We start from the raw sequence: 10,212 nt of genomic DNA on the forward strand, positions 1-10,212 counted from the left end.
TTTAGTCGTCGTTATGGAGTTGTCCACTAAAGTCAAAGCCAAATTTCGTTTTGTTAGCTATCTCTTCTTGTACATCCTCTATAAGAGCATCGGTTCGCTCCTCTACCTGATTAACAAAAAAATTATAATGATGTTCTAATTTAAAACTATTGACTTTATAAGGTTTCTCAGTTCCATATTCTTCTATGAACTTTTCAACAGTATCTTCCCAAATTAAGGTTAAGTCACGTTCTGTAACTTTTGGCTCATCATCATCAGGTAAAGTATATGCAAACTCAACCTCCTCTTCGTATGTAATTACTGTATATCCTTTTTCTTCTATATCAGATGTTACTTCACTATTTGACATTGTTCTCTCCATTAGTAGACTATTATTAATATAGACTTATAACTAATTTAGCTGTAAATACAATAAGTTTTTTATACTACTTCTCGTTATTAAATGAATATATATTTAATCATACCGATGTAATATCATAAAAAAAGCAATAAACAGTGTTATACTGTTGAATTCTAAAAAGTATATAATCACGATATAGTAAGGAATACAAAATAAAAATAATCGAAACATTATCAGATAAAAAACGACTAGATTTAATGCGTGCATTTGCGGGAGAAGAAGTAGTTGAAGAGCTTGATAGAGCTTTAGCAAAAGTTTTGTCTCATGGCTCAGAGTCTCTTAAGCTCATCACAGAGTTCTTTACCCTACTAGATGCTCCAAAACAAGATGTAACTGACACTTACCCTCCTTATACGACTGAAGGTAGAAAGATAAATATTGTTCAAAACACATTGGACTTAGAGCTAGCCATAGAGTCACTCAAACACATAAAAATCATTGGTTTTGACAGTGAACAAAAACCAACTTTTAAAAAAGGTGAAAAAGCAAAGGGAGTTGCCCTTATTCAACTTGCTACACCAACTGAATGTCATCTCATACAAGTAAAACAAATCAATGATTTAAGTTCACTGATGAGACTCATTGGAGATGAAAACACTGTTAAGGTTGGAGTCAATTTAGTTGGCGACAAACAAGCCCTATACGATGAGTTTCTTGTAAAGATGAGAGCTACTATAGATATAGATGGTGTTCTCACAAGGCTTACTTCACGAAATAGTATTGGGGCGAAAAAAGCAGCGACAGTATTTCTAAAAAGAAATTTACAAAAATCAAAAAAAATATCTACATCAAACTGGGAAGATAAAACATTGTCTGAGAAACAAGTCAAATATGCGGCAGAAGATGCATGTATAGCTTACGATGTCACTATACACTTGTTAAATACTTATCCCTTTGTCAACAAAGCAATGCCACCATGGTTTCAAGAGAATTTTAAAGTATGGTAAAATTACACAACAATAAAAGAATTTTTTAAAGGTTTATACACACTATGTTAACAAATGAAGTAACAAAAGAAAATTTAAATAAATTAGTCGTTAGTTTTTATACAAGAGTACTAAAAGATGACCTTATAGGACCAATCTTTAAAGATGTTCTCGGTGAAGATATGAAAGGTGATAAGTGGCAAGCACATATTGAGCTTTTAACTAACTTTTGGGCTTCCATCGCATTGGGAGACTTTACATACAATGGCAACCCATTTGCTCCTCATGTTCAGTTCCAAGATAAGTTAAGCATAAAAGCCTTTGAGCAGTGGATGAAACTATTTTTCGTAACTCTTAACACTATTTATGAACCACAAATTGCGCAACAGTTTCTTGCAAGAAGTAAAAACATCGCGGGTAACTTTATACGTAACCTGCAGCTCTCTTAGAAGGCTTTTCATGGAATATTATATTTTTGATGAAGTGTCTCCTAACCGCTATGCACCATTTTTGGAACTTCCAGATGAAATAGACCTCATAGAGTCCATCATGGGTAAAAAGCCCATTTTTGATGAACTACCAATAGAAATACCAGCCGACATTGAAGAAGATGAAGTCATAGTTTATACAGACATCATTAACCCAGGTGTTCCTCTGTTTTCTAATAAAATGAAAGAAGCATTAGATGAGTGTGGTGTTACAAACATAGACTACTATCCTGTAGTTATCACAGACTATGAAACAAAAGAGGTTCTAGCCGAGTACTGGTTAGCCATAGTTACGGGCATCATCGCTTGCATGGATAGAGAAAACAGTCAGTTTAAACAAACGGCTGATCAACAAACAGTCATTACACAATTTTCCATAGACCATGGTAAAACGGGTGGGTTAAATCTCTTTAGATTTCATAACATTCCGGGTTTAATTATCATAAATGAAGAACTCAAAGAGAAGTTATCTGCGATGGACTTTGAGGGTATTAGTTTTAAAAATACTAAAGAATATAATAGAACAGTCTAAAATAATAAAAGCATTTTAAAGGATAGAGTTGAATTTAACAGCAGATATAAGCGATGTAGAACTAAAACAAAGATGGAGACTTTACTGGATTTATTGTATTTTTGAGTTCTCAAACGCGAAGCTACAAGAGATGTCTTGGGTTCAAGGTTCTGAGGCTAATTGGCCTAATGGCGAAGTTTGGGAGTCTTCATTTGAGGAATGTATCTCTGCTTATTTTGACAATTTGGCATTAGACGATGCTTATGAGAAAGCCGTTGCGTGTGGCAATGTTTCAAAAGAAGAAGCTGAGAAAGCAAGTGCATTTCACACTCTTGCCGTTTTTTATGACGAACCAGATGAAAACCCAGAGACTATTTTAAAAGACCCTGAGTGGCTCGAAGTAGTTGCATCAGCAAAAGTGTTTTGGGACTATTTAAAAAGAACTGTAACATCACAAAGAGAAATTGATTTAATGAACAAATTAGAAAAAGAAGGTGTATAATAGAGTTAACTTTACTAAGGAGTCAACATGAAAATTATTTATATTCTCATTGGAGCCATCTTGGGCTTAACATATGGGCACTTTTACTATGGTTTTCTTTTTAGTCAGAATATCTGTCTATTTGCAGGTATTACACTTATCATGCCAACACTTTTTAATGTCAAATTTTCAGATATCACACTTCTGTATATTCATAAAATAGTTCTACTTAAAAGTCTTTTAATTAACTATCTACTTCTTCCTACTATTGCACTTGGTATAGGGCTTTTAACGAATGACTTTGGTATTGCAGCTGGCTTGTTTCTTCTATCGGTTTTAAGTGGTGGAGGCATGGCTATGTACTGGATTAAAAGCTCACAAGGAGATGCTTCTTTTGGCTTTTTACTTCTTTTTGTTAACTTAGTTTTTGTCTCTTTATCTTTACTGATGCTTCATCAGTTTGGTATCTATACTTCAGACTACTTTTCTCAGTACTATCTTGATGGTGCAAACATAAGTAACTTTGCAAGAACAGTTATAATACTTCTTATAATTATTCCTTTTATAGTGAGTAGAGTTATCATCTTCATCAAACCACTAAAGAGATTTATAGAAGAGAAAAAAAGTTATATCAGTAACATAAGTATGTTTCTTATTGTTTTTTATCTATTTGCACTTCAAAATGCTCAGACTCTTTTTGAAATATATGATTTTCAACCAGAACTCATTTACATCTCACTTATCGCTGTTTTAGTATTTTACTTTTCTATCTTTTTAGTTTCACACTTCTTATACAACAGTAATTCGCCCCAAGAAAGAGCTGCCTACTGGCATACATTTACACGCTACATCACTCTAGCGTTAGTAATTTCTACCTTTTCCTCAACTACTTTCGGTGTTTCGATGTTACTTCCTATAATGTTCGCATACATCATTCAAATACCACTTTCGGCACTTATAAGTAAACGCCAAGAGAGCTAAAATATAGTAGCTTATGTTATAATTACACCCATATAACAACAAGGCTACTATAGTGAATAACACACCTTCTAAAACTCAAAAATTCATATTAAAACTTTTTCCAGAAATCATGATAAAAGGCTCTTCTGCCAAACGCCAAATGGTTGGACAACTCTACACAAACCTTACTAGTATTTTAGAAAAAATCAGTTCAGATATAGCTGTTAGAAAGTTTTCCGACAAGATAGAAGTAGTAGCACCTTTTAACACCTTAGCTGAAGTAAGACAAAGGCTTTTAGATACTTCAGGGATCGAGCAGATACTAGAAGCATTACAGTTTAATGATATGGATAGCCTAGATAAGATAAAAGTTAAAGTCGGCGAGCTTGTCGTAGACTCACTAGAAGGTAAAACCTTTGTAGTAAGGGCAAAACGTATGGGAAGACACGACTTTCGCTCAGTAGAGCTAGAACAGACTGTTGGTGGCTATCTTCTTGCTCATTCAAAAGCAAAAGCGGTTGACTTGAAAAATCCAGAGATCACGGTACGAATGGAGCTCATAGAAAACCAACTCAATGTCATCACGACAAAGTACAAAGGGCTCAGTGGCTTCCCAATAGGTACACAAGGGGATGTTCTTTCGTTAATGTCAGGAGGTTTTGACTCAACGGTTGCATCTTACCTCACTATGAAACGCGGCATAAAAACTCACTTTGTCTTTTTTAACCTCGGTGGAAATGCTCACGAAATAGGAGTGAAACAAGTAGCTCTTTACCTATGGTCCAAGTTTGGCTCTTCTCATAAAGTAAAATTTGTTACCGTTGACTTTGAAGATGTCATAGAAGAGATATTTCGCTCAACTCCACCGACATATATGGGTGTTACTCTTAAACGCTTAATGCTCAAAGCATCTGAAAAAGTAGCAAATGATATGGAAATAGACGCTCTTGTTACAGGAGAAAGTGTTGCTCAAGTTTCAAGCCAAACGCTACGAAACCTTGCTCTTATAGATGAAGTAAGCAACATGCTTATACTTCGCCCTCTTTCCACTATGAATAAGCCTGAAATCATCTCTATAGCAAACGATATTGGTACACGCCAGTTTGCTGAGACTATGCCTGAGTACTGTGGAGTTATTTCACAAAACCCTATTATTCATGGCTCTTTTAAACGTATGGAAAAAATAGCACAAAAGTTTAACTATGAAGTGCTAGATGATGCAGTTACAAATGCTAAGTCTATTTATGTTCATGATATTATGGATGATGTCAAAAATCTAGAAGCAATAGAAGTAGTTGAAGATTTAACTACTAGTGAGTATACAGTTATAGATATACGTCCAGAAGATGAGCGCATAGAAACTTCATTTAAAAGCATCAAAATACCTTTTCATAAGCTAAAAAAAGAGTTTCCAAAATTAGAGCAAGACAAAGAGTACCTACTCTACTGTGAAAAAGGCATTATGAGTCAACTCCATGCTCAGTATTTACGTGATGAGTACAAGTGTGAGAATGTTAGGGTTTATAGACCAAAAGTATAACTCTTAAAAAGTTTAATGAAGATAAGTGGTATATAGCCACTTACTCCAGCAGTGATTTAATGCGAAACTATCCGAGCTTAGCTGTTATAGCCGCTTCCACATCAGTTATGTGAGCTGTACCATCAACAGTGATATAAATTAAAGTACTTACTGTATTTGATTTCTCTTTATAGTAGCCGATAAGAGGTTGTGTAAGTTCATGATAAACCTTTAGACGATCAATAACAACATCTTCTTTGTCATCTGGACGCTGAACTAGCTCTTCACCAGTTTCATCATCTTTACCTGCTACTTTTGGTGGGTTATACTCTAAGTGATATGTTCTACCACTAGCTAAGTGAGCACGACGACCACTCATGCGCTTAACGATGACACTATCAGCAACGTCTATCTCTATTACGGCATCTATTTCTATACCCGCGTTTGTAACCGCATCAGCTTGAGGAAGAGTACGTGGAAAACCGTCTAAAAGGTATCCATTTTTACAATCATCTTCAAGAATTCTATCTTTGACAAGACCAATGATAATCTCATCCGTTACAAGTTGTCCAGCATCCATAGCAGCTTTTGCCATTTTTCCCATGTCTGTACCTGCTTTAATAGCAGCACGAAGCATATCACCCGTAGATATTTGAGGGATACCATATTTTTTTGTTAATGATTGAGCTTGTGTACCTTTTCCAGCACCAGGAGCTCCTAATAAAATTATTCTCATAGATTTTCCTAAGTATTTAATTACCGCATTATATAACAATGAGTTTAAAGCTGGTATAAACAACGGGTTTAAAGCTAGGATACACTATTTATTTAGGTTTAATATTAATTTAATTATAATAAAAAATTATTATTCAATCTAAGGTTACTATTTGAAATTATTATTATTATCGGCACTACTACTTACTTCTCAACTCTCTGCTTTTGATACTCGTAGTCATGTCTGGATAGCTCAAGAGGTTATTAACGATCTTGAAGACTCAAAGCTTACCATCCCTCCTTATGGAGAATTCTTCGTTGACCCCAGTATCGTTTCTTCAATACTTGAAAATAAAAAGATATACCGAATGGGTAACATAGGTCCGGATGGATTTCCTGATGTTATTGGTGGACAAGTTACAGTTCATCCAGGTCTTGAAGATGGTTTTATAGATGATGAGTCCACTGAAATTACTACAGGATGGAAAAGCGATGTTTGGTTTAAATGGCTACTTTCAAAAGCTCAAACACCTCAAGAAAAAGCTTTTGCTTATGGATTTTTAGCTCATGGAGCTGCCGATACCTTTGCTCATACCTATGTAAATATGTACTCCGGTGATATTTTTGATATGAATGATGGTGAGACCGATGTTGAGAAACGCCATATATTTTTAGAAAAATTTATTAGTGATAGGCTTCCATCATTTAAAGATGTAAATGCAACCGACCTTGGTGAAGCATACCAACTAGTTGCCGTTGATGATGAACTACCTATAAACTTCATTAAAAACACACTACTTATGAATGATGAAGTAGCACAGCAGTATGCACTTTCAAGTACTGCAAACTACCTTGCTATGATGTATGATTTTAGACAAAAAATTGCAGGTCTTGACGATGAAGACACACAAGACACTTTAAACATTGATATAGAAGAAGCATCTATAGATTGTGATACACAATGGTATCTGGGTAAGTATTTCCTCTCTATCTTTTCATCTCAAGATGAAGCATGTGAAGAAAAAAGTTTTCTTACTGAAAAATTAGATTCTCTTTCCCTACTTAAAACCGACTATTCTCTACCTGTCTATAGTTTCAAAGCTGCATGGTTAGAGCAGATAGATCATGCAATAGATGAGTATATTAAAATGAGTTCCCGTATGAGTCAAGGATTTATGAACCAAGATGCTGACACATACTCAGAGCTTACAGAATGGCTTCAGTGTTATGCAGCATCGTTTACAGACCCTACTACTCTCGCAGCACAAGTAGTAGAAGAAACTTGTAATATTACTGCACAAGCCAAAGACAAACTCTCCTTTTTAGATACTGTTAAAGATAAAACTAATTTTACAGGTTTATCTAACTTAAAAAGTGAAGTAAACACTCTCTCAGGATCGTTAGGTTCAAGTATCGTGAGCCTTGTTGGTGTTGCCGCTTTGGAGATTATCACAGTAAGAGATCAAGCAGTTAGCGAACAATCGTTAAATGAGCAATTTTCAATAGACGATAGTGAAAAGCAATTACTTCTTATCAACGATATAGCAGAACGAGTTAAGCTAGAGATGGGTCTGGACATGAATGGTGAGTTAAATCCTCAAATGTATCATGTTATGTACAACGCTGTTGTTTTAAGCAAACTCTCTCTACTCTCTGAATTAGAGATAAATAGACTTATCGCTACGGCAAATGTTTCCCAATACTATCAGTATGCAAGTAGTGACAACAACTTCAATATTCTCTTTGGTGCAATAAAAACCATTGATGGAAATCATCAGTGGCTACACCAAGCACCTCCCTACCCACGTTTAGAGAACTTTAATGACACACAGGATCATTTTCATGGTTACGAAAGCGATGAGTCCCATGGATTTAAATTTTTTGAGCATGAACAACTTCGTAGTCAAGTTTTTAGTAAAATTTTCAAAGGTCCTCTTTCTTTAGGTCTTGAGTCTCCTGCTGCAATTCAAAAAAGCAATATTCTAGCAAGTGATTATCCTTATATTTCTTGCTTTAATAATCCATTTCCAAATGGGATAGATGATAAAAAATGTTTAGTAATCCAAAATGACAATGTTCAAGATATAAATCTTACAAATCCAGAAATACCAATACAAGAAGAAAGTTGGTGGGACTCTTTAGTAAGCTACCTGACAAATATTATCAAAGATTATTTTAATGAGTTAGTTGGAGAAGAGAATATTATCAGCACGACAACAACCGATGATAGTGTAGAAATTACAACAACCATACCTGATGATGGTATACAATTTTAGGAGATATAATGAGGTCTATTTTTACAGTTTTAACATTGATTCTTTTAGTTGGATGTGGCGGTAGTTCCGGTAGTAGTACATCTACTTCGCAAGCGATAGTAGTAGATATGCAGTTAGATAAAAGTTACAGTGTATACGAAGGTGATCGTTTAGAGAAAACTTCACCAAACACAGAAATATCTATCAAAAAAGAGACTCAAAGTGATACAACGACAGTAGTTCTTCTCAAAGGAAGCTCAACAATAACAAGAGCAAACTAAGTTTTACTCTACTCACCCCACCCCAACTTCTCTTTGAGCACATCAAAGTAATTAAACTCTTCTCTGTGAATAAGTTTTGCTTTGGTTTGTGCTAGTCCAATGAGTATACTATTACCCTGCTCTAATTCATGTTTATCTTGTCCATCTATAATAAGAAGAGCTTTTTCCTTAGGAGTTTTCATCTCAATAGAAAACTCACCGGGAAAGACAACTGGTCTTTGAGTTAGAGAGTGAGGACAAATTGGTGTAAGTGCAAAAACATTTGTAAGAGGAAATAGCACTGGTCCACCAGCTGATAAGTTATATGCCGTTGACCCAGTTGGTGTTGAAACGATGACACCATCACCAAAGTAGGTGTTAAAAGCCTTAGAATCAACAAGTGTTTCTACATGTATCATATTTGAAACGGAAGGACGAGTTAGAACAATGTCATTAAATGCGTACCTTGTGATGCTTTTCTCATTTTGTATAAATTCTGCTTCTAAAACAGCTCTCTCATCAACTCTATAGTTACCACAGCTTAACTGTTTAACAAAATCTTCAAGCTCATCAAACTTTACATCTGCTAAAAACCCAAGATTCCCAGAATAAACGCCAAGAACGGGAATATCATACTTAAAAGAGCGTCTTACTGTAGAGATAAGTGTTCCATCTCCTCCAATAGTCACTAAGATGTCTGAATTTTGACATAAAACATCAAACTCCATTCCCATAATACCTATCATTCCAGCACTAATGCTATCTATTGAAACTTCTATATCATGAGCATTGAAAATTTTCTCTAGTTCATAATAGTTATTTTTTAACTCTGGGGTAGATGGTCTTAAAATTACACCAATTTTTTTTATAGTTTTTAGTTCCAAATTTTGCTCTTTTGTATTAATCATTTCATTTATTATACTATATTTAGCTATAATCGCGAAAATTATTTATACAGGACTCTATATTTTGAGAACTCATTATTGTACAGATGTAACAGAAGAAAACGTAGGACAAGATGTTGTTCTAACAGGTTGGGCAAATAACTCTCGTGATCACGGTGGTATTATATTTATAGATTTACGTGATAAAACTGGTTTGGTTCAGTTAACTTGTGACCCAGCAGATAGTGCCTCGGCACATAAAATTGCAAATAGTGTTCGTGATGAATTTGTTCTAATTGCTAAGGGAACTGTTCGTCTTCGTGGTGAAGGTTTAACAAACCCACGTTTAAAGACTGGTTCAATTGAAATAATAATCAATGAACTTATAATAGAAAATAAATCTGCTCCTGTTCCTTTTGTAATAGGTGATAAAAATGTTGGGGAAGAGACAACTCTTAAGTATAGATACTTAGAGCTTCGTGATCCAGACATTTATGAAGTATTTCGTCTTCGTTCAAAAGCCGCTATTGCTGCTAGAAATATTCTTGACGCAAATGGTTTTCTTGAAGTTGAAACACCAATCCTTACTAAATCAACTCCAGAGGGTGCTCGTGATTACCTAGTGCCTTCACGTGTTCACAATGGTGAGTTTTATGCACTTCCACAGTCTCCACAACTTTTCAAACAACTTTTAATGGTTGGTGGATTTGACAGATACTTCCAAATAGCAAAATGTTTTCGTGATGAAGATTTACGTGCTGACCGTCAACCAGAATTTACTCAGATAGATGTTGAAATGAGTTTTTGTACTCAA

At 34.9% G+C, this 10,212-nt stretch carries 12 protein-coding genes; 9 read left to right on the forward strand and 3 right to left on the reverse strand.

What is annotated here, in order from left to right:
- Window position 1 precedes the first annotated feature (1 nt).
- The gene (locus HOG88_RS10390) at window positions 2-349 is read right to left on the reverse strand and encodes a hypothetical protein (protein WP_295005892.1); all 348 of its coding nucleotides are present in this window, start codon (window positions 347-349) and stop codon (window positions 2-4) included.
- Between the two features lie 248 nt (window positions 350-597).
- On the opposite strand from HOG88_RS10390, the gene HOG88_RS10395 reads away from it, so the two are divergent.
- The 6 genes from HOG88_RS10395 to thiI are packed head-to-tail and all read left to right on the forward strand — an operon-like array spanning window position 598 to window position 5,306.
- A complete protein-coding gene (locus HOG88_RS10395) occupies window positions 598-1,347 on the forward strand; it encodes a 3'-5' exonuclease (protein WP_295005894.1) in 750 nt (249 codons plus the stop codon).
- Window positions 1,348-1,391: 44 nt separating this feature from the next.
- A complete protein-coding gene (locus HOG88_RS10400) occupies window positions 1,392-1,775 on the forward strand; it encodes a group III truncated hemoglobin (RefSeq protein ID WP_295005896.1) in 384 nt (127 codons plus the stop codon).
- 10 nt (window positions 1,776-1,785) lie between these two features.
- Window positions 1,786-2,346 (forward strand): DUF1629 domain-containing protein, encoded by a 561-nt coding sequence (locus tag HOG88_RS10405; RefSeq protein ID WP_295005898.1) that lies wholly within the window; start codon window positions 1,786-1,788, stop codon window positions 2,344-2,346.
- 28 nt (window positions 2,347-2,374) lie between these two features.
- Window positions 2,375-2,827 carry a hypothetical protein gene (locus HOG88_RS10410; protein WP_295005899.1) on the forward strand — a complete coding sequence of 151 codons (453 nt, stop codon included), beginning with the start codon at window positions 2,375-2,377 and terminating at the stop codon, window positions 2,825-2,827.
- A gap of 27 nt (window positions 2,828-2,854) precedes the next feature.
- Window positions 2,855-3,787, forward strand: a complete 933-nt coding sequence (locus tag HOG88_RS10415; protein ID WP_295005901.1) for a hypothetical protein — start codon at window positions 2,855-2,857, stop codon at window positions 3,785-3,787.
- A 52-nt stretch (window positions 3,788-3,839) separates the two neighbouring features.
- Window positions 3,840-5,306, forward strand: coding sequence for a tRNA uracil 4-sulfurtransferase ThiI (gene thiI / locus HOG88_RS10420; RefSeq protein WP_295005903.1), 1,467 nt, complete (start codon window positions 3,840-3,842; stop codon window positions 5,304-5,306).
- A gap of 67 nt (window positions 5,307-5,373) precedes the next feature.
- On the opposite strand, the gene adk is transcribed toward thiI, so the two are convergent.
- A complete protein-coding gene (adk, locus tag HOG88_RS10425; RefSeq protein WP_295005905.1) occupies window positions 5,374-6,021 on the reverse strand; it encodes an adenylate kinase in 648 nt (215 codons plus the stop codon).
- Window positions 6,022-6,172: 151 nt separating this feature from the next.
- Between adk and HOG88_RS10430 the strand changes: the two genes are divergently transcribed.
- Together HOG88_RS10430 and HOG88_RS10435 are read left to right on the forward strand one after the other, a co-directional pair.
- The gene (locus HOG88_RS10430) at window positions 6,173-8,275 is read left to right on the forward strand and encodes a hypothetical protein (RefSeq protein WP_295005906.1); all 2,103 of its coding nucleotides are present in this window, start codon (window positions 6,173-6,175) and stop codon (window positions 8,273-8,275) included.
- 8 nt (window positions 8,276-8,283) lie between these two features.
- Complete coding sequence (locus HOG88_RS10435) at window positions 8,284-8,535, forward strand: hypothetical protein (protein ID WP_295005908.1); 252 nt, start codon at window positions 8,284-8,286, stop codon at window positions 8,533-8,535.
- 8 nt (window positions 8,536-8,543) lie between these two features.
- On the opposite strand, the gene HOG88_RS10440 is transcribed toward HOG88_RS10435, so the two are convergent.
- Complete coding sequence (locus tag HOG88_RS10440) at window positions 8,544-9,398, reverse strand: NAD(+)/NADH kinase (RefSeq protein ID WP_295005914.1); 855 nt, start codon at window positions 9,396-9,398, stop codon at window positions 8,544-8,546.
- Between the two features lie 85 nt (window positions 9,399-9,483).
- Here HOG88_RS10440 and aspS point away from each other — a divergent pair.
- On the forward strand, window positions 9,484-10,212 hold a 729-nt coding region (gene aspS, locus HOG88_RS10445; protein ID WP_295005910.1), incomplete at its 3' end, for an aspartate--tRNA ligase.

It is taken from the genome of Sulfurimonas sp., assembly GCF_018698455.1.
GTDB lineage: Bacteria > Campylobacterota > Campylobacteria > Campylobacterales > Sulfurimonadaceae > Sulfurimonas.